22 protein-coding genes and 1 pseudogene are annotated in these 25952 nt (G+C 63.4%); 6 read left to right on the plus strand and 17 right to left on the minus strand.

Going from position 1 to position 25952, the window contains the following annotated elements; genetic code table 11:
• The 6 genes and pseudogenes from CQ13_RS10470 to CQ13_RS10495 all read right to left on the minus strand — a co-directional run bounded on the left by CQ13_RS10470 (nt 1) and on the right by CQ13_RS10495 (nt 6877).
• Nucleotides 1-1356: a hypothetical protein gene (locus tag CQ13_RS10470; protein ID WP_057842823.1), complete on the minus strand. Its 1356-nt coding sequence runs from the start codon at nt 1354-1356 to the stop codon at nt 1-3.
• Nucleotides 1357-1474: 118 nt separating this feature from the next.
• The gene (locus CQ13_RS10475) at nt 1475-2548 is read right to left on the minus strand and encodes a carboxylesterase family protein (RefSeq protein ID WP_057842824.1); all 1074 of its coding nucleotides are present in this window, start codon (nt 2546-2548) and stop codon (nt 1475-1477) included.
• Between the two features lie 96 nt (nt 2549-2644).
• Nucleotides 2645-3616: a S1C family serine protease gene (locus CQ13_RS10480; protein WP_057842825.1), complete on the minus strand. Its 972-nt coding sequence runs from the start codon at nt 3614-3616 to the stop codon at nt 2645-2647.
• A 161-nt stretch (nt 3617-3777) separates the two neighbouring features.
• Nucleotides 3778-5295 (minus strand): AMP-binding protein, encoded by a 1518-nt coding sequence (locus CQ13_RS10485; RefSeq protein ID WP_057842826.1) that lies wholly within the window; start codon nt 5293-5295, stop codon nt 3778-3780.
• A 227-nt stretch (nt 5296-5522) separates the two neighbouring features.
• Nucleotides 5523-5837, minus strand: a complete 315-nt coding sequence (locus CQ13_RS10490) for a hypothetical protein (RefSeq protein ID WP_156433609.1) — start codon at nt 5835-5837, stop codon at nt 5523-5525.
• Between the two features lie 114 nt (nt 5838-5951).
• Nucleotides 5952-6877 (minus strand): annotated as a pseudogene (locus CQ13_RS10495) (division plane positioning ATPase MipZ).
• A 299-nt stretch (nt 6878-7176) separates the two neighbouring features.
• Between CQ13_RS10495 and groES the strand changes: the two are divergent.
• Together groES and groL are read left to right on the plus strand one after the other, a co-directional pair.
• Nucleotides 7177-7491, plus strand: coding sequence for a co-chaperone GroES (gene groES, locus CQ13_RS10500; protein ID WP_057842828.1), 315 nt, complete (start codon nt 7177-7179; stop codon nt 7489-7491).
• A gap of 53 nt (nt 7492-7544) precedes the next feature.
• Nucleotides 7545-9185, plus strand: a complete 1641-nt coding sequence (groL, locus tag CQ13_RS10505; protein ID WP_057842829.1) for a chaperonin GroEL — start codon at nt 7545-7547, stop codon at nt 9183-9185.
• 98 nt (nt 9186-9283) lie between these two features.
• On the opposite strand, the gene CQ13_RS10510 is transcribed toward groL, so the two are convergent.
• Nucleotides 9284-9841, minus strand: coding sequence for an HNH endonuclease (locus CQ13_RS10510; protein WP_057842830.1), 558 nt, complete (start codon nt 9839-9841; stop codon nt 9284-9286).
• 411 nt (nt 9842-10252) lie between these two features.
• A complete protein-coding gene (locus CQ13_RS10515) occupies nt 10253-10678 on the minus strand; it encodes a YybH family protein (protein ID WP_057842831.1) in 426 nt (141 codons plus the stop codon).
• 227 nt (nt 10679-10905) lie between these two features.
• Between CQ13_RS10515 and CQ13_RS10520 the strand changes: the two genes are divergently transcribed.
• Nucleotides 10906-11811 carry a LysR family transcriptional regulator gene (locus CQ13_RS10520; RefSeq protein ID WP_245309120.1) on the plus strand — a complete coding sequence of 302 codons (906 nt, stop codon included), beginning with the start codon at nt 10906-10908 and terminating at the stop codon, nt 11809-11811.
• Nucleotides 11812-11835: 24 nt separating this feature from the next.
• Here CQ13_RS10520 and CQ13_RS10525 read toward each other — a convergent pair whose 3' ends face one another.
• The 3 genes from CQ13_RS10525 to CQ13_RS10535 form a co-directional block, all read right to left on the minus strand.
• Nucleotides 11836-12804 carry a peptidyl-alpha-hydroxyglycine alpha-amidating lyase family protein gene (locus tag CQ13_RS10525; protein ID WP_057842833.1) on the minus strand — a complete coding sequence of 323 codons (969 nt, stop codon included), beginning with the start codon at nt 12802-12804 and terminating at the stop codon, nt 11836-11838.
• 91 nt (nt 12805-12895) lie between these two features.
• Nucleotides 12896-13567 carry a response regulator gene (locus CQ13_RS10530; protein WP_430649677.1) on the minus strand — a complete coding sequence of 224 codons (672 nt, stop codon included), beginning with the start codon at nt 13565-13567 and terminating at the stop codon, nt 12896-12898.
• A gap of 11 nt (nt 13568-13578) precedes the next feature.
• Nucleotides 13579-14982 (minus strand): sensor histidine kinase, encoded by a 1404-nt coding sequence (locus CQ13_RS10535; RefSeq protein WP_057842835.1) that lies wholly within the window; start codon nt 14980-14982, stop codon nt 13579-13581.
• A 165-nt stretch (nt 14983-15147) separates the two neighbouring features.
• On the opposite strand from CQ13_RS10535, the gene CQ13_RS10540 reads away from it, so the two are divergent.
• Complete coding sequence (locus CQ13_RS10540; RefSeq protein ID WP_057842836.1) at nt 15148-16137, plus strand: DUF2380 domain-containing protein; 990 nt, start codon at nt 15148-15150, stop codon at nt 16135-16137.
• On the opposite strand, the gene CQ13_RS10545 is transcribed toward CQ13_RS10540, so the two are convergent.
• From CQ13_RS10545 to CQ13_RS10565, 5 genes are all read right to left on the minus strand, one after another.
• Entirely contained in the window at nt 16097-17863 is a 1767-nt protein-coding gene (locus CQ13_RS10545; protein ID WP_057842837.1) for a flavin-containing monooxygenase, read from the minus strand. The two genes, CQ13_RS10540 and CQ13_RS10545, sit on opposite strands and share 41 nt — an antisense overlap.
• 98 nt (nt 17864-17961) lie before the next feature.
• Nucleotides 17962-19059, minus strand: coding sequence for a DUF2855 family protein (locus CQ13_RS10550; RefSeq protein WP_057842838.1), 1098 nt, complete (start codon nt 19057-19059; stop codon nt 17962-17964).
• A 211-nt stretch (nt 19060-19270) separates the two neighbouring features.
• Nucleotides 19271-20803 (minus strand): acyl-CoA synthetase, encoded by a 1533-nt coding sequence (locus CQ13_RS10555; protein ID WP_057842839.1) that lies wholly within the window; start codon nt 20801-20803, stop codon nt 19271-19273.
• A 30-nt stretch (nt 20804-20833) separates the two neighbouring features.
• Entirely contained in the window at nt 20834-22021 is a 1188-nt protein-coding gene (locus CQ13_RS10560; protein ID WP_057842887.1) for an ABC transporter substrate-binding protein, read from the minus strand.
• Between the two features lie 52 nt (nt 22022-22073).
• Nucleotides 22074-23048, minus strand: a complete 975-nt coding sequence (locus CQ13_RS10565) for an NAD(P)H-dependent flavin oxidoreductase (protein WP_057842888.1) — start codon at nt 23046-23048, stop codon at nt 22074-22076.
• A gap of 206 nt (nt 23049-23254) precedes the next feature.
• Here CQ13_RS10565 and CQ13_RS10570 point away from each other — a divergent pair, with 206 nt between their 5' ends.
• Nucleotides 23255-24142, plus strand: coding sequence for a LysR family transcriptional regulator (locus CQ13_RS10570; RefSeq protein ID WP_057842840.1), 888 nt, complete (start codon nt 23255-23257; stop codon nt 24140-24142).
• Here the strand turns inward: CQ13_RS10570 and CQ13_RS10575 are convergent.
• Nucleotides 24099-24791 (minus strand): DNA-3-methyladenine glycosylase family protein, encoded by a 693-nt coding sequence (locus CQ13_RS10575; RefSeq protein ID WP_057842889.1) that lies wholly within the window; start codon nt 24789-24791, stop codon nt 24099-24101. The two genes, CQ13_RS10570 and CQ13_RS10575, sit on opposite strands and share 44 nt — an antisense overlap.
• 195 nt (nt 24792-24986) lie before the next feature.
• Here CQ13_RS10575 and gluQRS point away from each other — a divergent pair, with 195 nt between their 5' ends.
• Nucleotides 24987-25889: a tRNA glutamyl-Q(34) synthetase GluQRS gene (gluQRS, locus tag CQ13_RS10580; protein WP_057842890.1), complete on the plus strand. Its 903-nt coding sequence runs from the start codon at nt 24987-24989 to the stop codon at nt 25887-25889.
• Nucleotides 25890-25952 lie beyond the last annotated feature (63 nt).

Below are 25952 nucleotides of genomic sequence, written 5' to 3' on the forward strand. Positions count from 1 at the left end.
CTACTTGGTATGCCGCGCCGACGATAGCGAGGTAACGTTTTCGTCCGTCTCCGCCGCCTGATCGGCCACAGGCTCTTCAGCGGGCGCCTTGGTCCCGGCCTCACGTGGCGCCACCTGGCGCGCGTCCTCGACTTCGCGGGCCATCTGCAGGGCCGCAACCAGTTCGCCCGCGGTCATGTCAGAGGCGCTGAACGCGGGAAGCCCCTCGCGCCGGATCGCGGCGTGCACGACACACAGGATCAAGACCAGCACCGCCGGCATCAGGTCGATCGAGATCGCGCCGGCCCAACTCGGAATGAAATCGCCGGCATAACGAAGCACGGCTTCGGCGGGCGACATGGTCTGGAATCGGGCCGGCTCGACCCGTGGCAAAGCCAGGATCTTGTCGGCCGCCCCGGCGAGCGAAGCCGCCTGTGTCGCGATGGAGCCCTCGACCTTGCCGACCACGGCAGTCTGCCGGTCGGCGAGATCGGCAGTGCGGCCGCCCGCCGCGGGCGCGATGAAGCCTGACGACAGCGACGCCGCCGCGCGCTTGACGGCGGGTGCCACCGAGGTCTGCTGCAGGTTGGCGATCACGCCGGAGAGCGCCAGCGATTCGGTCGCAAAGGCGTCGCTGCGCGTCGAGATCGGCCCCCGGTCGGAAATCAATTCGCGCATCTTCGCCAAATGCTTGCCGCCCTGCTCGAACAGGGTCGAGACGCGCTTCGCCGACGCCTGGACTTCCTGCCCGAGACTGTCGAGCTGTCCGGACATCTGCGTCAGAAGCTGCACGACGGTACCGGATCCGGAGGTGCCGGTCAGCGATCCCGCGCGTTCGGCGTCGGCCAGTTTCGCAAACCGGGATGACGCCAACTGAATATCAGGCAACAGCCCCTGCGCGGCGATAGCATTGCTGTTGGCGGTATCGAGGTCGCGGGTGTAATTCTGCACGGTGATGGCGAGATGCTGCTGGATCGCGGCCGCGCCTGCCAGCGCCGAAGCGTTGAGCCAGGATGACATCGCCACGATCATCAGCGAGCCCAGCAGCATGCAGCCGAACATCAGGCCGCGGCCGGTGCGGTCCACCACGTGGGGCATGAACTGCATCAGGAAAATCCAGAAGGCGTAAATGCCGACCGATACGGCAACCGAATAGATCACGGCGGCGAAGAACACCGTGGTCGGATCGCCGTTGAGCAGTTCGCGGACGCCGAGATAGGTGTAGACGCCGGCGGCCAGCGCGAGAATCGCAGTCGTCAGCTTCAGCGTGACTTCAAGGCGCGTGACGCCTTTCGACAGCAGCAGCGAATTGGAGGAAGGCGCGTTGGAGGCAGGCGTGGTGGCCGCGGGAGCGCCGAGGCCGGAGTTCGAGGGCATGACGTATCCTCTCGCGGTTCCAATGAACCGGCTGATCAACGCCCCCACGTTGTTGGCTAAGTCGTTCTGCTCATAGGGATAAATTCAGACGAGATTGTGTCGGCAGCATCGTCGGTGGTCAGGCTTGGCCGTTCAGCCAACGCAATATCTCTGCATTCATCTCGCGCGGATAGGTGTGGCTGAGATCGTCGAGCTCGCGATAGATGACGTTGGCGCCTGCGGCCGACAGCGCTTGGGCCGTTTGCCGCGCCACCTGCACAGGAAACATCCAGTCGAGCCTGCCGTGCACGATGTGAACGGGCAGGCCACGCAACCTGTCCGCATCGGCCATTTCGGCCATCAGCGGATGAAACGTTGCCGAGACCGGCGCGAGATGGGTGAAGGGCGAGGCGCTCTCGAATCCCGTGACATAGCAGAACGTGCCGCCGTCGCTCATCCCGGTCAGCAGCATCCGCCTGGGATCGACGTTCCAGCGCGAGCGCACGGCGTCCAGGATGCGCATCAAATTCGGCGTGTCGGTATCGTCGCCCATCAGTGCCCAGGTCGAGCCGGTCGCGGTCGGGGCGACCAGGATCGCGCCGCGGCTACGGGCATCGCGCAGCCAGCTCCACAGAAAACCGCGGCCATTGCCGCTGCCGCCATGCAGCGCCATCACCAGCGGAAGCGCGCGGTCGGGGGTGTAATATTCCGGCACGTAGGCGGAGAAGCCGCCGCGGCTGCCCGACTCGTTACGATCGTGAAAGACGCCGGTGTTTGGATTGGCTGGCGCCGCCAGCCGCGCCGCGAGATCGTCGTTGTCGCGCAGCGACGGGTCGACGAAGAATTCGCTCACCGGCGGCAATTTTGTAGCCAGCGCGTATAGCGCCTCCTGCGCACGCGGAGCGTAGCGAAGTGCGCGAAACACGCTAACGAGATCGCCATTGCCATTTTGCACGACGCGAAGACCCGCGAACGCGGCGAGTGCCGCATCGCTCGCCGCGTCGAGGGAGGTCTTGATATCTGCGAACTCCGCCGGCCATTCTGCGAGCTTCGACCGAACCGCGCGCAAGGCCTCGTCAGGCTGGCCTGCGGCCTCCATCACGCGGTCGAAATCGGGCGGGTTCAGGTAGCGCGCGATAAAGCCGAGGGCTTCCAGCGATTGCAATAGCGGTGGCAGCACGGCCACGATGTCGTCCACCACGGCCTCATTCATCACGCCATCCCTTATTGCAATGCAGCCTCAATCCAGTGAAGTCTTGATCTAGTGAAGCCTTCATCTAGTGAAGCCTTCATCTAGTGAAGTCTTCATCTAGTGAAGTCTTGGCGCCTTCAGTAGCTTGGCGCGGTCGGTCGAGGCCAGCACCACGTCGAAGGTGAGGCCCTCGTGGTAGACCGTGAGCGGTACGTCGACGCCGGCGCTGCCGAGCGACCAGAGCTTGCGATAGAAGCCGGTCTGGCTGGTGATCTTGTCGCCGTTGACAGCGAGAATGACGTCGCCGGTCTTCAGTTCGGCGAGCGCCGCGGGTCCCTTGCTGGCGATGCCGACCACCACGACGCGGTTGTCGATTTCGGTGGTGAACATGCCGAGCCACGGTCGCGCCGGCTTGTTGGCGCGGCCGAATTTCCTGATGTCATCGAGTACCGGCTTCAACAGGTCGATCGGCACGATCATGTTGACGTGTTCGGCCTTGCCGTCGCGCTCGCGCTCAAGCTGCAGCGACCCAATGCCGATCAGTTCGCCGCGGCTCGAGATCAGCCCGGTGCCGCCCCAATTGGGATGCGCGGGATGGGTGAAGATCGCCTCATCCAGCAGATATTCCCAATAGCCCGCGAATTCCTGTTTTGCCGCGATCTGGCTGGCGACTGAGCGCGTGCGCCCGCCGGCGCCGCCGACCACGACGCGGTCGCCGATTGCAGCAGTGGCGGAAGAACCGAGCGGCAGCGGATCGAGGTCGAGGTCGCCGAGCGCTTGCACCAGGCCGAAGCCGGACTCGAAATCGAAGCCGAGCGCGTGGCCTTCCACCACGCGGCCGTCGCTGCGGTGCAGCCAGACGGCCTCCGCTTCAGTGATAAGGTAGCCGATCGTCAGCACCAGCCCGTCATCGATCACGACGCCATTTCCGGCGCGTTCGGTGCCGAGCGTCTCGGCGCTAAACGCATCGGGTGGAATGATCGAATGCAGCCCGACCACCGACGACAGGGCTTTGTCGAGGTCGAAGGCGTAATCGCCCGGACGCGGCTGGTTTGCGGGCGGCACTCTCCATTCGGTCAAAGAAGGCATGGATGGTCTCCTGGCGAACCGGCGCGCGTTTCGGGCGAAAGCGCGGGAAATTCATTCACAATCTATGCTGCAAACTGCCGTCTTGAAAGTGTCCCCCAAAATGAGCCGGCATGCGACTCATAAGGGGGCAGATTCTCAATTGTTCCACGGCCAGTTAAGGATCATTCCACATTTACCCGCGCGCGGGCCGGCATGATCCGGAAATCGCGGTTCTCCTTCAACCAGCCGACGCGTTCGTCGCGCAGCAACGTGCGGCGAACCTTACCGGAATCGTCGCGCAGGCCGACATCGACGGCTTCGAAACTTTCCGGGTGCTTGTAGCGGCTGAGCCGGTCGGCGAGGAACGCAGCCATGCCGTCGGCGATAGCCTTCGCGTCTGTGCCCCGGTCGAGTTCGAGAATAGCGTGCACGCGCTGCCCGAATTCGGGATCGGGCAGGCCGACCACGACGCAGGAGCGCACATCGGGATGCGCCGATACCGCAGCCTCGACTTCGGCCGGATAGATGTTGGCGCCGCCGCGCAGGATCATGTCGGCGAGCCGGTCGCCGAGATAGAGATAACCTTCCGCGTCGAGCCGGCCGATATCGCCGAGCGATTCCCAGCCGTCAGGCCGGCGCTTCGGCTCGGCTCCGAGATAGTGATAGGTGGAGCCCGGGCCGTCATTGGGCAGGAAATAAATCTCGCCGGTCTCGCCCGGCGCTACGTCGTTGCCGTCCTCGCCGATGATCCTTAAGCGGCAGGTGTCGCCGATCTTGCCGACCGAGCCCTTGTGCGCCAGCCATTCGGTGCCGGAGATGATCGTGGCGCCCTGTGCTTCGGTGCCGCCATAGAGTTCGTAGATGCGCTCGGGCCCGAGCCACTCGATCCATTTTTCCTTCAGCCATGGCGGCATCGGCGCGGCCATGTGAAACACGATCTGCAGGCTCGACAAGTCGTAGCAGTTGCGCACCTCCTCGGGCAGCGCCCAGATCCGGTGCATCATTGTGGGCACGAAATTGACCCACTGTACCCCGCTGGCCTCGATCAGGCGCAGGCATTCCTCGGCGTCGAATTTGACGAGGCCGGTGACGCGTCCGCCGTTGAACAGCGCGGTGTGCGAAACGATGAAGGGTGCGTTGTGGTAGAGCGGGCCGGGGTTGAGCAGGGAAGCGCCGAGTGGCATGCCGAGCGCCGCCGGTCCGGCGGTATCGACCACGGCGGGCCGGTGATCGAGGATCACTTTCGGCCGACCGGTCGAGCCGCCGCTGGTCATCGCCTTCCAGTAGCGCGCCACCGGATTGTTCACAGGCTCGTCCGAGAAGCCGTCAGGCATGAAATCGGCGGGCAGCGAATTCGGCGCATTCCAGTCGGGCTGGCCGCCGACCACCAGCGACGGCTTGAGAATGTCGAGCACGGCTGCGGCTTCGCCGCGCGGCAGCCGCCAGGTCAGCGACGTCGGCGTTGCGCCGCATTTCCACACCGCAAAGGTGGTTTCGAAAAACACGTTGCTGTTGGGCAGCCCGATTGCGACGAAATCGCCGGGCTTGACGCCTTTGGCGGCAAAGGCCCGCGCGCGGCGGTTGGCGTTGCGCTCGAGCCGCTCCCAGGTGATGGCATCGGCGCCGTGACTGACCGCGATGGTGTCCTTCGGTTTCCGTTCGGCATACCAGCGTGGCACGTCGGCGATAGGAATGAGCATGGGACGTTTCCGTTGGAGCGTTGATGCCGCTCTTGTGTTCTGACGAGGCGGGCGCCTCAAAGCTATCGTGACAGAATTGGATCGCGGAGTGAAGGTGCAGCTTGCGTTCCAAGATTGCGCGCGCCGCCTAGTCCGACCCAAAGGAATTCGACGGACCGACGCGCGACGCGAAAAGAAAAGGCCCCGCTCGGCGGGGCCTTGCTGCGCGGGCCGTCTAGGCGATCGGCTTACCAGTCGGAAACGGTATAGCCGACTTCCGTGGTGTAGCCGTAGGGTCCGTAATAAGGCACCGGCGCGCCAAACGCGGGGGCCGGCACATAGGCCCGACGGCTTACCACCACGGTGCGTGGCCGTACAATCGGCGGCGCCGCGACAACCGGCGCCGGCGCGACGTAAACGCTGCCGGGAGCCACTGCCACGGGATAGGGGTCGACGTACGAATCGACATAGATTGTCTGCGCGGATGCACTGGTGATGCCAAGGGCCAACGAGCCGGCGATCGCCATGCCGGCCATCGAGCAAATGCGCGATCTATTTGTCATGTTCCGCAATCTCCTTCACTGCTTGTTACGGCTTCCAACGAACCCACACCGCGCACGGGCGTTCCGGTGCTCACGAAGTTTTTTAGACGCAAGCTCCGTAATGACGCCCCCCGCTCACGAACCGGCCAGGATCTCGGTATCCAGCGGGCTGTTGTGTGAAGCAAACCATTCGGCGCGAAGCGCTGCACGGCGGCGACCGCGATCGTTGATTGGCAGCTTCAACCCCTCGATCAGGCCCTGAACCTCGCGGCGCGCGGCGAGGCGAGATGCCTCCTCCACGTCGGTGGCAGGCATTGTCTCGCATAGCTCGTCCAGCGCGGTCAGCCCACGGGGAAAAAGATCGCGATAAATTGCCCGCTCCTGAAGGCCAGTCGCAGCCCGGAAACCTGCATTGAGGGCCAGTTCCTGCAAGCAGCCGCAAAGAACCGGGGCGGTAGATGACCGTTGCGCCGAATTGCGGTTGCGCACGACCACCCAATCGATGAGGGCGCCGTCAACCGGCCGGCGATGCCGGCGTATCTCGCGCACCAACTCGCCGTAATGGCCGACCCCGGTGACCGTCAACGTAACCGGATCGAGTGTCGCCAGCACGTCGAGGTCGAGAAAACTGTCGTTCAGCGCGTCACCAGGGTGTCCGTGATCGAATGGGCAAGCCGCATCAGGTAGCTGTCATGCGGGGGCGTACCGATCACGACGAAGTCATGGCGATCCTGCGCGGCGGCAACGGCCCGCTGGAATTCGGAGCATTCGGCGGCCTCGTTTTCCGCCACCATGGGGCGTTCGGCGCGTGCGATGCAGAAATGCGTCGGCAGTTCCAGATCGACCTGGCTCCGCCGCGCCCAACCGCGCCGGCTCTCGACGTAGTGGGTGAGGGTCCGTTGCCGGCCGTCGAGGTCGATGGTTGCGACGCGCTGGCCGGCCTTCAGCAGCGCAACGGCAACGTGCATCGCGATTGTGGTCTTACCTGAGCCGCCCTTCTCGTTTCCGACCACGACGACATGCGGCGACGGGCGTAATTGATATGCGGGCGCGGTAAGCACGGCTGCGCCTCCACGAACCGTCGGTTGCTTCTCAGCCTGCTCAGGACGGGCGCTCTGTAAAGGCGCGGCAGTCCTGTGCGGCAGGCAACGACATAACAGACGCGTGGAGCCGTTTGTTCCTGGAAACGCTTGCAACCCCCGCTGTCGTCGATCATTTTTTTGCAAGTCCCTTGAAGCGCAACTCTGAGCCACCTAGGTCGCATGCTGCAGCCGCAGACTTCCGCCTGTCTGTCGCAGACTTCCGCCTGTCGATGGCTGCGATTCCCTGTCACGTCCACAAACAGCCGAGGAGGAGCGCAATGAAATTCCGTCCGCTTCACGATCGGGTAGTCGTCAAGCGCATTGAGGCCGAGGAAAAGACTGCTGGAGGCATCATCATCCCCGATACCGCCAGGGAGAAGCCGCAGCAGGGGGAGGTCGTGGCGGTCGGGCCCGGCGGGCGCGACGAGGCCGGCAAGCTCGTTCCGATCGACCTTCAGGTGGGCGATCGCGTGCTGTTCGGCAAATGGTCGGGCACCGAGGTCAAGATCGACGACACCGAGTATTTGATTATGAAGGAGAACGACGTCATGGGCGTGCTGGTGGAGTCGGGCGCCAGTCGCAAGGCCGCTTGAAAGCCCGCCCGATGTAATGGGTAACCGATGAACAGTATCTTAGGAGCAAGACCATGGCTGCCAAGGAAGTCAAATTTTCGGTCGATGCCCGCGAGAAGATGCTGCGCGGCGTCGACATTCTTGCCAATGCGGTGAAAGTAACGCTCGGACCGAAAGGCCGAAACGTCGTCCTCGAAAAGTCGTTCGGCGCGCCGCGCATCACCAAGGACGGTGTCACCGTCGCCAAGGAGATCGAGCTCGAAGACAAGTTCGAGAACATGGGCGCCCAAATGGTGCGCGAGGTCGCGTCCAAGACGTCCGATCGGGTTGGCGACGGCACCACCACTGCCACCGTGCTTGCCCAGGCGATCGTGAAGGAGGGAGCGAAGGCTGTCGCCGCAGGCGTGAATCCGATGGACCTCAAGCGGGGTATCGATCGCGCTATCGATGCCCTGATAGGGGATATCGAGAAGAACTCGAAAAAGGTCACATCGAACGATGAGATCGCGCAGGTTGCAACCATTTCGGCCAACGGCGACGCCGAGATCGGCCGCTTCCTCGCCGACGCCATGAAGAAGGTCGGTAACGACGGTGTAATAACGGTCGAGGAGGCGAAGTCGCTGCAGACCGAGCTTGAAGTGGTGGAGGGCATGCAGTTCGACCGCGGCTACATCTCGCCCTACTTCATCACCAACGCCGAAAAGATGCGGGTCGAGCTCGAAGACCCCTACATTCTAATCCACGAAAAGAAGCTGTCGGGACTGCAGCCAATGCTGCCGTTGCTCGAATCCATCGTGCAGTCGGGCAAGCCGCTGCTTATCATTGCCGAGGACGTGGAGGGGGAGGCGCTCGCCACCCTCGTCGTGAACAGGCTGCGTGGCGGATTGAAAGTCGCGGCGGTGAAAGCGCCCGGCTTCGGCGATCGTCGCAAGGCGATGCTCCAGGATATCGCCATCCTTACCGGCGGCACCATGATTTCCGAGGATCTCGGTATCAAGCTGGAGAGCGTGACCATCAACATGCTCGGCCACGCCAAGCATGTGAGGATCGATAAGGAAAATACCACGATCGTTAACGGCGGCGGCAAGAAGGCCGACATTGAAGCTCGCATTACCCAGATCAAGGCCGAGATCGAGGAGACCACCTCCGACTACGATCGTGAGAAACTCCAGGAGCGGCTCGCCAAGCTCGCGGGCGGTGTCGCGGTGATCCGTGTCGGTGGGGCGACCGAAGTGGAGGTGAAGGAGCGCAAGGACCGCGTCGACGACGCGCTGCATGCGACCCGCGCGGCAGTCGAGGAAGGCATTTTGCCCGGCGGCGGCGTTCCCCTGCTCCGCGCCGGCAAGGCGCTCGACAGACTGAAACCAGCCAACGAGGACGAGCGCTATGGCGTCGAGATCGTCAAGAAAGCGCTTTCGTGGCCGACCCGCCAGATCGCGATCAACGCGGGCGAGGATGGTTCGCTCGTGATTGGACATATCCTGGATAAGGATACATACGCCTTCGGCTTTGATGCCCAGACCGGCGAGTTCGGCAACCTGATCGCAAAGGGGATTATTGATCCCACAAAGGTGGTGCGCACCGCGCTTGAGGACGCCGCATCCGTGGCTGGCCTGCTCGTCACCACGGAGGCAATGGTTGCTGAACTTCCGAAGAAGAAGTCGCCGCCGACAGCTCCGGGTGCGAGCATGGCCGATATGGATTACCAGATCTAACTCGCGAGTGATTGGCGGCCTGCGAGGGCGCGTCAATCACCGAAATTCAACTTCGTTATCGAACGGGTGACGCGCTTTACAGGTGTTGAACCGCTCGCTTACGGATCGAGCTCGGTATCCCAATAAAGATAATCCAGCCAGCTATCGTGCAGATAGTTCGGCGGAAATAATCGCCCATTGCGATGCAATTGATGCACCGTCGGCGCGAACGGGTGTTGCCGCGGAAACATCTTCGCCTGCTGCGGGGTTAGATTGCCCTTGCGCAAGTTACACGGCGAACAGGCCGCGACGACGTTCTCCCAGGTGGTCTGGCCGCCCTTGCTGCGCGGAATGATGTGATCGAATGTCAGGTCGTCATGCGCGTTGCAGTACTGGCAGACGAAGCGGTCGCGCAGGAAGACGTTGAATCGGGTGAAGGCGGGATGCGTGGTCGGCTTGACGAAGGATTTGAGCGACACCACGCTCGGAAGCTGGATCTCGAAGCTCGGGCTATGCACCGCGCGGTCGTAGTGCTCGACGATGTTGACGCGATCGAGAAACACCGCCTTGATCGCGTCCTGCCACGACCAGAGAGACAGCGGGTAATAACTCAGCGGCCGGAAATCCGCGTTCAGCACCAATACCGGCCAACCGCCCTGCGAGACATGTGCGTTCAAGTAACGCTCCTGACCCCCATGTTAGCTGCGAAGCAGCGTGTGCCCTGCATACTACAGGCAGCGTGACGGGATTGTGAAGAGCGTTCCGGGGCTTATCCAGCAGCGGGAACGCGTGATTCTCTGCCGACCCTGGAAAAAGCCTCGGTTCCTGACCTCGCCAATGCCGGACATTCGCGGTCAATCCATCGTGATAGGCGGCCCGGGCCGCGCGATCCGAGGGTAGGCGCGCATTGTTGAAGACTTCGGGGGAATGGCGATGGGTTATCGTCGCGCTGGCCTCTACGGCTTGGCGGCGCTGGTCAGGATGCTCTGCAGCCCGAGCAGCGCGGCCGCGCCGAAGCTCGTGCCGCCTGCTGGCGAGCGCGGCAATTCCTGCATGCCTATTCCTCCGGCGTGGGCTGTATGGCGCGACTATTCGGTGTGCGGCGGAGCTTTGACCGCCCAGCTCGGATCGGCACCGAACGGGTGGTCAATGAAGAACACCCATGTGCCGTCGGGCATCCGGCGGTGAACCTCCATTCCGTGGTGATGCACCTCGGTGCGCTTGCCGTTTTCGTCGGTGCCCTTGATCAGCCACTGCGACCGCGTCATCGCGAAGTCGCCGGAAACCGTCGTGTGATGGGTCACGACATCCATGTGCGGCTTCAATCCGACATAGGCCGCCATCGTCTTGCGGATACCGTCGGCGCCGCGCGCGACGCTGCTGCCGCCATGGACCTCGTCGACCTGAACGATCGAGGCGTCCGGGTGATACATCGCTGCCGCGGCGTCAACGTCCTGCGCATTGAACGCGCGTGCCAGCCAGAGATTGCAAAGTTCGGGGGACGGAGCACCCATTTCTCGGACTCTCCCATGTGTTGAACGTTGTCGATGCGAGGAGGCCGTGGCCTCACGCTCCGGTACAAGGCCGGATCGCGGTCACCTTAAGTTCTCATCTCGCTTCCCGTTGCGGTAGGTAACGTTTGGCGCGGCGGAAAGCACGTTGGGAATACGCCAGCGTCACTTGCGAAACTGCAAGCGGCCCTTACGTTTGCGTTATGGAGGACTGGAACGAGCCCCAACTCGTGTTGGCGGTACATCGGGCAAGCAGCCTCACCGGCGCCGCCAAAGCGCTTGATATCGATCACTCGACCGCGTTTCGGCGCCTGAATGCCCTGGAGACGCGGCTCGGCGTGCGTCTGTTCGAGCGTCTTCCCGGCGGAGCGTATCAAGCGACGCCGGCCGGCGAGCGGATGGCGGCAGCGGCCGAGCGGATGGAAGATGAGGCGCTCGCCATCGACCGCGACATTGCGGGGCGGGATCACCGTCCCTCCGGACGCCTGCGCGTAACCTCCTCGGAGACGCTGGCATATCGAAAGCTGACCAGCCATCTCGCCGCGTTCCGGCGAACCCATCCCGGCATCGTCGTCGAGCTCGTGGTCGACAACCGCGTCCTCAATCTCTCGCGCCGCGAGGCCGATATCGCGCTTCGTCCTATGCGGCCGAAGGAGGGCGATCTCTGGGGCCGCAAGCTCGCCGACGTCGCATGGACGGTTTACGGTGCAACCGGCTATCTCAAAGAAAGAGGCGGGGCCGTTTCATCCCCGGAAGATCTCGGCCGCCACGCCCTGATCGGATGGGAAGAAACCGCAGTCGGCATCATGGCGGCCGACTGGCTCAATCGAATGGTGCCGGATGATGCCTTCGTCTACCGGACCAACAGCCTCGTCAATCAGTTCATTGCTGCGAAGGCCGGCATCGGCCTTGCGCTGCTTCCTTGCTATCTCGGGGACGAGGATCGCGATCTCGCCCGCGCGCTGCCGAATGCGGTGTCGGATCTGGTTGGCGAATTGTGGATCGTGACCCATGCTGATCTGAAGAGGACCGCACGGGTGCGCGCCTTCTTCGATATCGTCGGAGAAGGCCTCGCGCGTGAGCATAGCCTGTTTGACGGGGGAGGTCGGCCCCGCGCTTCCGGCCTCCGGCGCTAGCAAGGCCTTGCCCTTAGCACCGCCCTAGATCTTCTCCAGCTTCTGCAGGCAGCGCGTCACCCCGACCTCCGGCGGCATCGGCGTATCCGGAAAGCTGGTCTTCCAGTCGGTGACGCCGACCTCGCCGATATAGATGTCGCCCTTGGAATCCAGCGCGATGCCGTGGGGTGCGAGGAATTTGCCGGCCTCCAGCCCTGGGCCGTTTTCGCCGCCGAGGCGGGCAATGCGCTTGCCCTTCGAATCCACGATCGAAAGCCGTGGACCGAGATTGGGCACCTTGCGGTTCACAGCCATGCCGGGGCCGAGCTCGCCGACGATGAAATTCGGCTGCTTGCCGCCGCAGCAGCACAGCGCGCACGGCCGGTGCAGATAGTTCCACTGCGTCTCGTATTTGCCGTTACCGTCGAACACCTGCACGCGGTGGTTCTCGCGGTCGGCAACATAGACCCAGCCGTCGGAATCGGTGGCGATGTTGTGAACGATGTTGAACTGGCCGGGATCGGTGCCGGGCTCGCCCCAGGTCTTCAAGAGCTTACCGTCATGCGAATATTTGTGAACGCAGGCATTGCCGTAGCCGTCGGAGACGTAGATCTCGCCCTTCGGCGACAGCGCGGTATGCGTGCAGCGGTGAAACGGCTCGCCGCTCATGAATGGGGCGGGCTTGTTCGGGATGCCGATGGTCAGCAGCACCTTGCCGTCGGTGGAGCACTTGCGCACGGTGTGGTCGCCGTCATCAGTGCAATAGAGATTGTCGTCGGCATCGATGTGCAAACCGTGAGCGCGGTTGAACAGGCCTTCGCCCCAGCTCTTGATGAAATTCCCCTCGCGGTCCAGCACCACTATCGGATGGGCGCCGCGGTTGAAGACGTAGATCCGGTCCTTGCTGTCGACGGCGACGGAGGCGACGTCGGTCAGGCTCCAGCCGTCGGGCAGCTTCGCCCAGTTTTCGACGACGCGGTAACGGTGCTCGCCCGAGCCTAGGATGACCGGCATGCGTTTCTCCCCATCTGTTTGTTGGCCAAGAGTGTTGCAGAGACCCGCCCGAAGCACGAGGGGGATTTGCGCATGGCACGTTTCTTCCAGACTAGCCCCCGATATCCTCCGCCGCGATGATCCGCTGGCGAAGCGCCAGGCGTACCAATTCGATGTCGGAGGCGACGCCGAGCTTGGCGCGGATCTGGTAGCGCGTGTTGGCCGCGGTCTTCGCGCTGATATGCAGCGTGTTTGCAATCTCATCCACGGATTTTTCCGCCAGCAGCATGCGCAGGATTTCGAATTCCCGTGGGCTCAGTGCGTCGACGGCCGAAGGCTCGTCGGCGAGCCGGTTGATGGCGAGTTCGTGGTCGATATCGGGGCTGAGCGCGATGCGTCCGGCCATGACTTCGGCAATCGCGCGCAGCAGCGCGTCGGGCGGATTGCTTTTGGTGACGAAGCCACATGCGCCTGCCTTGATTGCCTGGACCGCATAGGCCGCGCTCTGGTGCATCGTGAAGACCAGGATGCGCGCCGACTTGTCCCATTGCCGGATGCGCTTGATGGCTTCGACCCCGCCAATTCCCGGCATCGACAGGTCCATGATGACGAGGTCGGGCCTGGCTTCCTTGTAGACGCGATAGGCGTCGGCCCCATTGTCGGCTTCAGCGACGACTTGCAGGCGATCCTGCTTCTGCAACAGCGAGCGATAGCCCTCGCGCACGATGGCATGGTCGTCCACCAGCATCACGCGCGTGCGGCCACCGGCGTCCGCCAAATCCAAGGCTGCCATGTCTAAGACTCCACCCGCATCGTGGGAATGCGCGCGACAAGTCGGGCGCCGCCCGCTTCTCGCCGCTCAAACTGCAAGGTCCCTCCGAGCGAAACCACGCGCTCCTGCATGCCGAGCAGTCCCATGCCGGCTTTCGGCGTCAGGCTGGCGCTGGCCGATTCGCCGTCGTCCTCGACGGTCAGGACGATCTCGGCGTCTCCGGCCTCGAGACGCAACTGCACGCACCTAGCCTGCGCATGTTTTGCCGCATTGGTGATCGCCTCCTGCGCGATGCGATAAAGACTTGCGCTGACACCGGGCGCCAAATCATCGGCCTTGCCACTGGCGGAAATCTCGAATCGGGTGCGGCCCTTCTCAAAACCATTCCAGCTCGCAACCAGGCTTTCGAGGCTGAGGGTGAGGCCGAGTTCCTCGACGTCGGGCGGCCGCAGGCGCACCAGCGCGCCGCGCAAGGTTTCCATCATATGCGCCGTCGTACGCGAGATGCCCCGGCATTCCTCGTACAGTGGCGGGCATTGGCGCTCCGCGGTGTGAGAGGCGGCGGCAGCCTGCGCCGCGATGGCGGAAAGCGACTGGCCGAATTCGTCGTGCAGCTCGCGCGCGAGATGGCGCCGCTCCTCGTCCTGCACTTCGATCAGTTTTCGCGTCAAGGCGTTGCGTTCGGCAAGCGTTGCCTGCAGCCGCTGTGCAAGGGTGTTGAAGACGCCGGAAATCGCCGACAATTCCGCAAGGTCGAAACGCGGCAGGCGCGCGGAAAGATCGTTCGCCGCCAGTTGCCGGAGGCCAGTGGCAATGGCCTGGGTCGGCCGCAGCGCCCGCGCCAGCGCGGCATAGACCGCAACACAAAGCCCGGCCAGCGCGAAAGCCATGATGGAGAGCAGCCGGCTCACCTCGCGCCAGCTCTGGCCGATCTGTGTAGCGGGGTCGAAGGTTGCGACCGCCATGCCCCGAGCGCTGCCGGCAACTAGGACCGGCATCGAGACCGGTTCACCGGGACGAAAGACGGTGCGATAGAGGGAGGCGAAGCTTTCGGGCGCGGCCATGTCGTCGGCGGGCGCTCCGCTGCAGACGCCCTGGCGAAACGCGCCGGTATTGTCGCGGTAGGCAATGCAAAGGCCCGGCTCCATCAGCGCCGCGATTCCCTGCAAATCCGGCGTTGCGTTGATGGAGACGGAGAGCCATTGCGCCTGCGATTGCTGCAACGAGAGATCCCGGGCAACGATCTCGGCGATTCGGCTCGCTTTGGCTCTGGTGGTACGGTCGCTGTCGAACAAGGCGTAGGCCGCGACGGCGATGAAGCACGCTGCCGCAAGCGCCGCGACGCGTAACGCCAGCCGCAGCTTCAGATCGATGGCGGGCACAGGCCTCGCCACGGAGTTGGATGCCTGTCGCAAGCTCCCTCCCATCGGCTTAGACTATAGAAGCAAATTTCCCCGGGAAGAAAGCGGGGCAAGCCAAGATCGGGTATTTCACCCGGCCAATGCAGGGACAGTTGCCATTGCGGCGGGGCAGCAGATCGGGCGAAATCGCGGCGAGTAAGGCAGCTCCGCGTTAGCAGTTCGAGGTGATCCATGCGCTCCATCGCCACCATCCTCGCTCCGGCCATTGTGCTGGCCACGCTCGCGACGGCTGAGGCCGCTGAGACGGCCGCGCCGCCTCCAATTAAAATTGCAGTCTTTCCCTTCGAACTGGAGGATTTCAGTGCCGCGGCCGCCTACGTCCCTCCTGATGACATCGACCGCGAGCAATTGCGGCTTTCGACGGAGGAAGCGCGCCGGCTGATCGCGGCGTCCGGGCGCTACAATATCATCAATGGCAGCGCTGCGAACGACCCGGCGGCGAACGCAGGCAGGTTGCGGGACTGCGATGGCTGCGAAGCCAGTATCGCCGCCGGCCTCGGCGCAGATCAGTCGATGATCGGGATCGTCACGCGCATCACCCGAACGGAATACGCGGTCACCTTCAAGATACGCGACGCCAGATCCGGGGCGATCGTCGCGGTCGAGCAGACGGATTTGCGCATGGGCGCCAATGTGGCCTGGAGCCGCGGGGCGCGGTGGCTGATCCAGAACCGTCTGCTGGATCGGGCGCAGGACAAGCCGCTCTTCTTCGCAGTCGCCGAAATCGAATATATCGACACCTCGGGCGAGGTCATCGATCAAAGCGCCGACCATTTGCGGCGCCGGCGCACCTTCGAAGCCTCGCTACGTACCGATCTGGCGGCGAGTGGAAAGCTGCGAAGTGCCGATCTCGATTGTCCGCCGAATGCCTGTTCGGTCGGTGACCTCACTGCCGCTCAGTTGCTCGGCAAGGCGCAGGCGGCCGGCGCCGACCTTCTCCTGATCGGCAGCGTTCAAAAGATGAGCACGCTCGTGCAATGGGCGAAATTCGACATTATCGACGTGAAGGCGCGGAAGGTGGTGTTCGAACGCCTCGTCAGCTTTCGCGGCGACAACGACGAAGCCTGGCGCCGCGCGGCAGCCTTCATCATCAGGCAAATCAGCGATCGCGAGGCAGAACTCACGCGCCTCGCGGCAACAGCCCTTCCTCGATCGCCTTGATCTGCAGCGCCAGATGTTTTGAGCCGATGCGGCATTGTGCGAGGCCGCCGGCGATGAACCACAGGCCTGGCTGACCGGTCCGCCTGTACATGTTGCGCAGTTCCTGCTCCTCGCCAAATCCCCAGATCGTGCCGACGCGCTTTTCCACCGCCTCGCCGAACAGCTTTCGCACCAGCTCTTCCTGGCGCTTGTAGCCCGTCGCCAGCACGACGAGATCCGCGGCGATGGTCTCGCCGTCCTTCATTTTCGCGCCTGCGGCCGTGAATGTGCCGAGATCGGCAAATTGCTTCAGCGCGATATCGCCTTTGATGATCAGGTCCGAGCAGCCGACGTTGAAGTAATAGCCGCCGCCGCGGGTGAGATATTTGAACTGCCAGCCGGTATTGTCCTCGCCGAAATCGAGCTTGAAGCCGACGCCCTCCAGGCCATGGAGCAATTCCTTATCGAGCGCCTTGGATTTCTCCGCGGTCAATGCGTGGCTCTTGCGCGCCAGCTTGAGCGGCATCGAGACAGTGATCAGGTCGTTGTCCTCGAGCGTGCCTTCATTGTAAGGCGCATAGACCAGTTGCGCCGATGGCTCGATGCTGACGACCAGCGTCGAAGAGCGCTGGAACAGCGTGACTTTTGCGCCGCTGGAGTGGAGGTCCTGTGCGATGTCGTGGCCGCTATTGCCGGTGCCGATCACGATGGCGCGCTTGCCCTTCCAATTCTCACCGTCGTCATACTGGCTGGAATGCATCACCTTGCCGGCGAAATCCTTCAATCCCGGAATGTCAGGCACGCTCGGAATGCCGCTGACGCCGGTCGCCAGCACGACATGGCGTGGATGCATGCTGCGCTTAGCTCCGTCGGCGCAGCGCAGCGTCACCGTCCACCGACCTTCCGTCTCGTCATAGCTGCCGCCCTCGAACTCGGTCTCGGTCCAAAAATTCAGCTCCATGGCATCGACATAGGCTTCGAACCAGTTGGCCAGCTTGTCCTTCGGAATGTAGGTCGGCCAGTTCGGTGGGAACGGCATGTAGGGCAGGTGATTGACCTGCACCTGGTTGTGCAGCGTCAGCGCATGATAGCGCTTGCGCCAATTGTCGCCGATGCGCTTTTCGCGGTCGACGATCAGCGTATCGACATTCAACTGCTTCAGCCGCGCGGCGATGGACAGTCCGGATTGCCCGCCTCCGATGACCAGCACGGTGGGATCATGATCCGAATATCCGGCTGAGGCCTTGCGCAGGTCGAGCCAGTTCGGCCCGCGAAAGTCCCGCGAATAGGCGTTGCCGCGCGGGCGATTCACGCCGAGCTGTTCCTCAAAGCCTTTCAGCTCGCCAAGCTCGGTCAGCAGCGTCCAGGCCTTCAGGCGGTTGCCATCGTCCGCATCTGATATCAGGCGGATGATGCCGTTGCCGCGCCCGACCCTGGTTTCGAACCTGAAGATCGCCTCGATGGCGTTGGTGCCCGCCCGCATCACCTTGCGCGGTGCGGCGCGATCGGGGGCGATGGCAAAGCCTGCGGGAGCCATGCGGTGAGCCAGCGGCGGAAGGGCTTCCAGAATGGCGTCGGCGCCATTCAGCGTCTGGATATTCCAACTCAGCGCCAGCACATCGCGCCAGTAGCTGTCGGGATGGAACAGCGTCTTCAACAACCCTTCGTCGGGTTTTCCGAGCGCTTCTTCAAACTGCGCAAGCCAAGTGTCGGCGGCAACCGCACTGTCGTCCGTCCTGTCGAGCATGGGCGTTTCCCATCACCGGCCGTCTTCGCGGCGTTTTCCTGTGGGCGAAAGCCTATACCTATTCCCGACGGTGCAGGAAGGGCGCAAGGAGATGCCGCCTATTCCGAGAGCGACAGGATCAGCCCCTGATCCGGCGGTACGCGGCCGTTGAGGGTGTCGAGATAGGTGCGTTGAACCGCCGCGGGCCCATGGTTCTCGATCACCTTCATCCAACGTTCCAGGTTCGGGACGAAGCCGGACCATGCGGCGCCGAACCGGATGTCGACGCCGCCCGGTCCCCACTCCTTGGCGCGCTTGCGGATCTGGTCCGGCGCGAAGAAGAATTGCGGCTTGGCGCCGGGTAGTGCCTGTGCCAGCTCATCGGGCGATGACCTGCGATGCGTGAGCCCAACGATTCCGCTGTATTTCATTTGCTCGCCGAAGTGCCGGTGCAGCGTCGCACGTAATGGAGTATTGCCGGTCATGTCGACATAGGCGACCGCAGAGTTTGTCGGCAGCGAGCTTACGTTCTCATAGGTTACGACCTCGTCGTAACAGCCGAGCGATTTGACGAAGGACGTGTTGCCCGGCGAGGTCAAGCCGATCGACTTGATGCCGTTGCCTCTCGCGTGCAGGAGATGCGCGAGCCCGTAGGCGGTCTTGCTGGAAGCCGACGACAGCATCACGCTTTTTGCGCCATAAAATTCGTTCTCGGCGAGAAAGTCATCGACCAGGAACGACAGCATGAACAAGGGGCGCAGCAGCGCCTGATAGGCGCCCTGCCTGTCTGCGAATGCCGGATCGCCGCTGACCCGAGCATAGGCATTATAGACCGGCGCCACGCCCTGCCGGTGCGCGGCGGCATCGCGCAAGGCTCGCTTACTGACGTCGGCGGCTTCGATCACGAGATGCGTCGACATCGGGAAATAGCCGAACAGGATTTCGCCAACGGCAATCCCGGAATGCTTCGAGGCGATCACCTCGCCAAATCCCCATACCGGAACGTTGCCGAAACCTTCGGGCGCCGGAAACAACTGCCAATATTTTAGACGATCGCCGAGCACGGCATAAGTGATGTTGTTGGCGGTGAAGGCGAAGCGCGTCACCTTTACCAGCAGCGTCTCGTCAGGCAGCGCCGCCGCGTCGGGCAGCGGCGTTTCGATGGTCTTGCATTGCTGCAGATCGTTGCGGGCGACGACGAAGTCGGTGGATTGCATTGTTTCGATCCTAGCGCTTCACATGACCGATCTTTGCGCCGACCGATGACCGTTTTGCAACAGCCATGATGTTTAAAACGCTGTTTGGATTGGTTGCGGGAAGGCTACACCCGTCATTGCGAGGAGCGGAGCGACGAAGCAATCCATCTATCTCCGTGTGGAGAGGTGGATTGCTTCGCTTCGCTCGCAATGGCGCGGAGGGATACACTGCTCATCCAATCGCCCGCAACCTGCCCTCGGTATACAGATCGCGCAGCTTGCGCTTGAAGATCTTGCCGGTGGCTTCGCGTGGCATGGCATCCATGAACTGGATGTCCTTGGGCACCTTGAAATTGGCAAGCTTGCCGCGCAGAAACTCCTGCACGGCTACTGGCGATAGTGCCGCATCCGCTTCCGGCTCGATGCAGGCAAAAAGCCGCTCTCCGAATTCGTCGTCGGGAATGCCGAACACCGCGCAGTCGCGCACGCCGTCCATGCCGATCAGCGCGTTCTCGATCTCGGCGGGGTAGATGTTGACGCCGCCCGAGATCACCATGTCGCGCTTGCGGTCGCACAGGAACAGATAGCCGTCTGCGTCGAGAAAGCCGACGTCGCCGACGCTGACGAGGCCGTCGCGGCCGGCTTCGGCGCGGGCCTCGGCCTTGCCGTGGTAGTCGAAATCCGGCACCGACATTTGCCGCATGAAGATTTCGCCGGGCTCGCCAACGCCACACGGCTCGCCGTCAGGGCGGAAGATTTTCACGACGCCGCCTTCGATAGCGCGGCCGACCGTGCCGGGTTTTGCCAGCGCCTCTTCGGCCGAATGCCACACCGGAATGCCGGTTTCGGTCGAGCCGAAATATTCGTTGATGACCGGTCCCCACCAACTGATCATGGCACGCTTGACCTGCGGCGGGCAGGGCGCAGCCCCATGCACGACGAAGCGTAGCGACGACAGATCGTAACGGCGCTTCACCTCATCCGGCAGCCGCAGCAGGCGGACGAACATCGTCGGCACCATGTGCATGTGGGTAACCCGATGACGTTCGATCAGTTGCAGCATGTCCTCGGGATCGAAGCGCGGTTCGAGCACGATTGTGCAGCCGCTGCGGAATGCCAGCATGCCGTAAGAGTTCGGCGCCGAATGGTACATCGGGCCGTTCATCAGGATGACCTGCTCTTCGTTCGGCTTGACGCCATAGGCGATGCCGCCGACCCGCGCGGAAGCCGCAGCCTGTTCCGGCGTCATCGGCTTGCGGCGCACGCCCTTGGGCAGGCCGGTGGTGCCCGAGGTATAGAACATCGGCGCGCTGCCGATCGGCGATTCCTGCGAGGGCGCATGCGTGTCGCGCCAGCGGTCCCAGTCGATCATGCCGTCAGGGACCTGTGTCAGTGCGGGTGCGACGTTGAAGGCGGCCGCGATTTCCGGCGGCGTAGCCACCACCAGGAGCCGCACGTCGGCGGGCAGGCCATCGCTGATCTGCGGCAGCAGGTCGGCATGGCAGACCAGGATTTTCGCGCCACTGTCGGCGAGGATGTAGGCAACTTCCTCGGCCTTCAAATGCCAGTTGATCGGCACCACCGGGCTGCCTAGCGCGGCTGCGCCGCCCGAGACTTCGAAGAACGCAAAATCGTTGCGCAGCATCATGCCGACAGGCACGCCGCCGCTGACGCCGAGCGCCTTGAAACCCGCCGCCGCCCGCGCGATGCGGGCGTGGATGTCGGGATAGCTGATCTGGCGTTCGCCGCTGATGATCGACGTCATATTCCCTCCCGGACTAACCGGACGCGCCGCTTAGCGGTCGTCCAGAATTTCACCGAAGCCGACCCAGCTCTTGCCGTCGAAGCGGCGCAGCCGTAATTGCTGGAACGGCAGGTAGTCATCGGCTGCGGTCGTTACCGTGATGCCCGGCAATAGCAGTGGAAGCGCCACATCACGCAACGAGGCGGCCTGCTTCATGATGTTCTCGCGGCTGAAGTCGTCCTTGCAAGCCATCAGAACTTTCACCATCAGGTTCGCATAGTGATAGCCGGCGGCGTAGTTCGAATTGGAGAGGTCTGCATTCGGCAAATATTGCTTCATGAACGCGAAATACTCTTTCACGCCGGGGTCATTGGCCCATTGAACGTCCATCGTGTCCTTCTGGTTGCTGGACGAGATCAGGCCGACGGCGTTCTCCAGCCCGGCCGGCTCCAGGAACGAGATCGATGACGCCGAGGTCGGCACGAAAAACAGATCCGGCTTCCAATTGATCTCGGCGACGCCCTTGATCATCTGCGAGGTGAACTTGCCGAGCACGACACCAAACATCACGTTGGCGCCCGAGGCCTTCAGTGTCGCAAGCTGCGAGCTGATGGTTGGCGCGCTGGTCTCGTAGGTTGCCTCCGACACGATCATGGTCGCGGCCTTGTCGCCGAGTGCCCGCTTGAAGCCGGCGACGTAGTCGCGGCCGAAATCGTCGTTCTGCGACAGGATGGCGATCTTGGCGTCGGGCTTGGTCTGCAGGACATGCTTGGCGTAGACGACGCCTTCGGACTGATAGGTCGCCATTCCCGGCATGGTCCACCGAAAATTCTTCGGGTCGGCCCATTTGGTTGCGCCGCTCAGCACGAACAACTGCGGCACCTTCTTGCTATTGAGGTAGCGATGCACGGCGTTGTTGGTGGCGGTTCCGAGCGAGCCGAAGGTCAGCAGCACCTCTTCCTGCTCGACGAGCTTTCGGGTCTGCTCGACCGTCTTGGGCGGCGAGTACGCGTCATCAAGGCTGAAGAACTTGATCTTGCGGCCGTTGATGCCGCCCCCGGCGTTGATCTTCTCAAAATAGGCTTCCTGCGCCCGGCCGATGATGCCGAAGCCGGATGCCGGACCGCTATAGGGCAGCGTCTGGCCGATGCGGATTTCACCCTTGTCTCCTTCGGCGAGAGCCGTGGTGCTTCCCAGCAACGCGAGTGCGATAGTCAACACAGGTCGCGACAGTCTCATGATTCCCATCCCTCTGTTTATTTGATTGGCTTGTCGTTGAATCCGGCGTGTCTTACGCACGCGCTCGTTTCAGAAATTCCTCGCTGGCGTCGGCGAATTCGCACCTGAGCCGCTCCACCAACTCGGCTACCGGCGGCGCGTCGGCGATCTGGCCGATGCCCTGACCGGAGCCCCAGATGTCGCGCCACGCCTTGGCCTTGGTGTTGCCGCCGGAGCCGAAATTCATCTTCGACTTGTCGCTTTGCGGCAGATTGGCGGGATCGAGCCCCGCGGCCACGATCGACGGGCCGAGATAATTGCCGTGCACGCCGGTGAACAGGTTGGAATAGACGATATCGTGCGCGGCGTGGCCGATCAGCGCGGCCTTGTAGGCCGGATCGGCATTGGCTTCAGCGGTGGCGATGAAGCGCGTGCCCATGTAGGCCATGTCGGCGCCGAGCGCGAGCGCCGACGCGATACCCCAACCATCCGAGATCGCACCCGACAGCAGCACGGTGCCCTTGAACCACTGCTTCACCTCGCGCAGCAGCGCGAACGGCGACAGCGTGCCGGCATGTCCGCCGGCGCCGGCGCAAACCAGAATGAGACCGTCGACGCCATGTTCGGCGGCCTTCCGCGCATGCTTGACGTTGATCACGTCATGGAAAACCACGCCGCCATAGGAATGCGCGGCCTCGACGATCTCGATCGGCGGCCGCAGCGAGGTGATGATGATCGGAACCTGGTGCTTCACGCAGGTCTCCATGTCCTTCATCAGCCGGTCGTTGGAAGCGTGGCAGATCTGGTTGACCGCGTAGGGCGCGACCTTCTTTTCCGGATGCAGCGCCTTGTACTCGCCGAGCTCGTTGTCGATGCGCGTCAGCCACTCGTCGAGCTTTTCGACCGGTCGCGCGTTCAGCGCCGGAAACGAGCCGACGATGCCGGCCTTGCACTGGGCGATGACGAGCTCGGGCCCGGACACGATGAACAAGGGTGAGCCGACCACCGGCAGTTCGAGCGAATTGGCAAGCGAAGCGGGCAACGGCATTCGGTCTCTCCCTTGATCGCGCAAGGCCGGTAACGGCCGGAGCGCGTCTGTTGCTGTGGATTTGCGAGCGTCGGGCTGGGCGAAGCCGCTGGCCTGCACTTGATTGACGTTCATTATAGGACTGGACGGGAGGCCGCGGCCGTTCAATATTGAACAGCTCGCTCGCCAGAAATGAACATGAGCCGCGCGTCGCGGCGGAGGAGCGGATGGATTGGAACCTGTGCAAGACCTTCGTCGCGGTGGCCGAGACCCGCAGCTTCGCGGCGGCCGCGCGGCGATTGCGCTCCAGCCATCCGACGGTCGGCCGCAAGATCGCCGAGCTGGAAGACCAGCTTGGCATTCCCCTGTTCGCCCGGTCCAACGAAGGTCTTTCGCTGACTTCGCAGGGCCGGAAATTTCACGAGCATGTCGAGGCGATGGCGGCGGCGGCGTTGCGCGCCGAAGCGGCGGTCTCGGCGACCGGTGCGCAGGCACGCGGCGTGGTCAAGCTGTCGATCGGCGCCACGCTCGCCTCGCACTGGCTGATGCCGCGGCTCGGGCCGTTTCTGCGCCAGCACGACCATATTCAGCTCGAGATCATCACCCATCCGTATCCGGCGAGCGTCCGACGCCGTGAGGCCGATGTCGTGCTGCGCCCCGTAGACAGCGGCGAGGAGAATTTGATCGGCCGCAAGATCGGCCGGCTCGGCACCGGCTTTTACGCCTCACGCGATTATGCCGCGCGGCGGCGCCTGCCCGAGCGGCGCGACGAATGGAAGGGCCACAGCGTCATCGGCTTCGCCGACCGGTTGTCGAACGAGCGGCTGGCGCGCTGGAGCGACGCGATCACGCGGCAGGGTTCGATGGTGATGCGTTGCTCGTCGCAAGGCGACATGCTCGCCGCGGCGCGCGCGGGCCTTGGGATTTCGACGCTGTCCTGCTTTGTCGCGGCCGCCTATCCGGACCTCGTCCGCGTCGCGCCACAGAAGCTCGCCAGCGTTGCGGACCTCTGGCTGCTGGCCCATCCCGATCTCGTCGACCTGCCCGCCGTGCGGGCGCTGATCGACTTCGTCACGGTTTCCGCGCGCGAGGATCGGGTACGACTGCGGGGGTGATCTTGTCGGGAAGCACGCCCTCGCGTTTCTTCAGCACGCGATAATAGCTCCACCACAGATGCGCCGCCGCACCGCGCAGGGGACGCCACGGTTCCGCCAGCGGCGCCATCTGCTTGACGGTCGGGCGTGCCTTCAGGCCAAGCCCGATCTTCACGGCCTCCTGCACCGCGAGGTCGCCGGCCGGCCAGGCGTCGCCATGGCCGAGACAGAACAGCAGGTAAATGTCGGCAGTCCAGGGGCCGATGCCGGGCAGCGCGGTCAGCGTGTGGTGGGCGGCATCCGCATCCTCTTCCGCCAGCACCTCGAGATTGAGCCGCTCGGCGGCCAGTTCGCGCGCGATGTTCTTCAGCGTCTTGATCTTGGCGGCCGAAAGCCCGAGCCGGCCGAGGCGGTCGGCGCGGGTCTTGCGGATGACCTCGTGATCGAACGGATCGAACGCGGCCGTCAGCCGCGCCCAGATCGCCCCGGCGCTGGCAGTAGACAATTGCTGACCGCAGACGATTGCAGCTAACCCCGCGAACCCCGGCGCGCGCTGCCGCAGCGCCGGCATGCCCGTGAGCTCAAAAATCGGCTTGAGCCTCGGGTCTTGCTTGACCAATGCATGGACGGCGTCTTCGAGATCGGACTGGCTGTTGAGGTGGATGGTCATTTCTCTCTCTTCGTCATGGCCGGGCTTGTCCCGGCCATCCACGTCTTCCTATCTTGCCGATCAAATGAGATTCTCGGTTATGACAACATACAGGAGGCCGTCGCTCTTGGCTCATGGTCTCGACATGCATCTCAGTTTGCGACACGGTAAGACGTGGATGCCCGGGACAAGCCCGGGCATGACGACGGCCGCGTAATGTCGCCACCCGTTTTCCGATTTGCCCCCAGCCCGAACGGCTATCTCCATCTCGGCCACGCCTATTCGGCGCTCCTGAATTTTGATCTCGCGCGCGAGCTCGGCGGGCGGTTTCTGCTGCGGATCGAGGATATCGATACGACGCGTTGCCGGCCGGAATTCGAGGCGGCGATCTATGAAGACCTCGCCTGGCTCGGGATTTCCTGGGAAACGCCGGTGCGGCGGCAATCGGAGCATTTTGCGCGCTATCGCGAAGCGGTCGAAAAATTGGCAGGCTTGGGCCTGATCTATCCGAGCTTCGAGAGCCGCGCGGAAATCGCCCGTCTGGTCGCGCAGCGCGAGGCCGGCGCGCCCTGGCCGCGGGATCCCGACGGGGCACCGCTCTATCCGGACGTCGCGAAATCGCTGCCGCCGGACCGGCGCCAAGAGTTGATCTCGCAAGGTGCGCCTTATGCGCTGCGGCTCGATATGCAGGCAGCGCTCGCGCGCACGAAGGAACTGGCCTGGCAGGAAGAGGGTGCTGGGCCCGGCGGCGAGACCGGCGTCGTCGCCGCGCGCCCTGAAGCGTGGGGCGACGTTGTGCTGGCCCGAAAGGAGACGCCGACCAGCTATCATCTCTCCGTCGTGATCGACGACGCCCTGCAGGGCGTGACCGACGTGGTACGGGGAAGGGACCTGTTCTGGTCGACGAGCGTCCACCTGGTGTTGCAACAGTTGCTCGGTATGCCGCAACCGGTGTATCGGCACCATCGCCTCATCGAGGATGCGTCGGGACTCAAGCTGTCGAAATCGACGCAAGCTACGGCCTTGCGCGACTTGCGTGGGCAAGGTGCGACGCCTGCGGATATTCGCAGCCTCGTCGGCTTGCCCGACGATTCCTGTAGTACTACTGCGGGTTGTTGAAAACGTCTCCGTGACACCGGCCGCCATCGCGTGTCATGCTGGTCGCGGCAGAGGAAGGGGGAT

The sequence above is a fragment of the Bradyrhizobium retamae genome (genome assembly GCF_001440415.1).
GTDB classification, from domain to species: Bacteria; Pseudomonadota; Alphaproteobacteria; order Rhizobiales; family Xanthobacteraceae; genus Bradyrhizobium; species Bradyrhizobium retamae.

Excerpts from the sequence above, each read along its gene's own strand:
- CQ13_RS10470 (WP_057842823.1), bottom strand. The coding sequence starts at position 1,356 with ATGCCCTCGAACTCCGGCCTCGGCGCTCCCGCGGCCACCACGCCTGCC.
- CQ13_RS10475 (WP_057842824.1), bottom strand. The coding sequence starts at position 2,548 with ATGAATGAGGCCGTGGTGGACGACATCGTGGCCGTGCTGCCACCGCTA.
- CQ13_RS10480 (WP_057842825.1), bottom strand. The coding sequence starts at position 3,616 with ATGCCTTCTTTGACCGAATGGAGAGTGCCGCCCGCAAACCAGCCGCGT.
- CQ13_RS10485 (WP_057842826.1), bottom strand. The coding sequence starts at position 5,295 with ATGCTCATTCCTATCGCCGACGTGCCACGCTGGTATGCCGAACGGAAA.
- CQ13_RS10490 (WP_156433609.1), bottom strand. The coding sequence starts at position 5,837 with ATGACAAATAGATCGCGCATTTGCTCGATGGCCGGCATGGCGATCGCC.
- groES (WP_057842828.1), top strand. The coding sequence starts at position 7,177 with ATGAAATTCCGTCCGCTTCACGATCGGGTAGTCGTCAAGCGCATTGAG.
- groL (WP_057842829.1), top strand. The coding sequence starts at position 7,545 with ATGGCTGCCAAGGAAGTCAAATTTTCGGTCGATGCCCGCGAGAAGATG.
- CQ13_RS10515 (WP_057842831.1), bottom strand. The coding sequence starts at position 10,678 with ATGGGTGCTCCGTCCCCCGAACTTTGCAATCTCTGGCTGGCACGCGCG.
- CQ13_RS10525 (WP_057842833.1), bottom strand. The coding sequence starts at position 12,804 with ATGCCGGTCATCCTAGGCTCGGGCGAGCACCGTTACCGCGTCGTCGAA.
- CQ13_RS10535 (WP_057842835.1), bottom strand. The coding sequence starts at position 14,982 with ATGGGAGGGAGCTTGCGACAGGCATCCAACTCCGTGGCGAGGCCTGTG.
- CQ13_RS10540 (WP_057842836.1), top strand. The coding sequence starts at position 15,148 with ATGCGCTCCATCGCCACCATCCTCGCTCCGGCCATTGTGCTGGCCACG.
- CQ13_RS10545 (WP_057842837.1), bottom strand. The coding sequence starts at position 17,863 with ATGCTCGACAGGACGGACGACAGTGCGGTTGCCGCCGACACTTGGCTT.
- CQ13_RS10550 (WP_057842838.1), bottom strand. The coding sequence starts at position 19,059 with ATGCAATCCACCGACTTCGTCGTCGCCCGCAACGATCTGCAGCAATGC.
- CQ13_RS10555 (WP_057842839.1), bottom strand. The coding sequence starts at position 20,803 with ATGACGTCGATCATCAGCGGCGAACGCCAGATCAGCTATCCCGACATC.
- CQ13_RS10560 (WP_057842887.1), bottom strand. The coding sequence starts at position 22,021 with ATGAGACTGTCGCGACCTGTGTTGACTATCGCACTCGCGTTGCTGGGA.
- CQ13_RS10565 (WP_057842888.1), bottom strand. The coding sequence starts at position 23,048 with ATGCCGTTGCCCGCTTCGCTTGCCAATTCGCTCGAACTGCCGGTGGTC.
- CQ13_RS10570 (WP_057842840.1), top strand. The coding sequence starts at position 23,255 with ATGGATTGGAACCTGTGCAAGACCTTCGTCGCGGTGGCCGAGACCCGC.
- CQ13_RS10575 (WP_057842889.1), bottom strand. The coding sequence starts at position 24,791 with ATGACCATCCACCTCAACAGCCAGTCCGATCTCGAAGACGCCGTCCAT.
- gluQRS (WP_057842890.1), top strand. The coding sequence starts at position 24,987 with ATGTCGCCACCCGTTTTCCGATTTGCCCCCAGCCCGAACGGCTATCTC.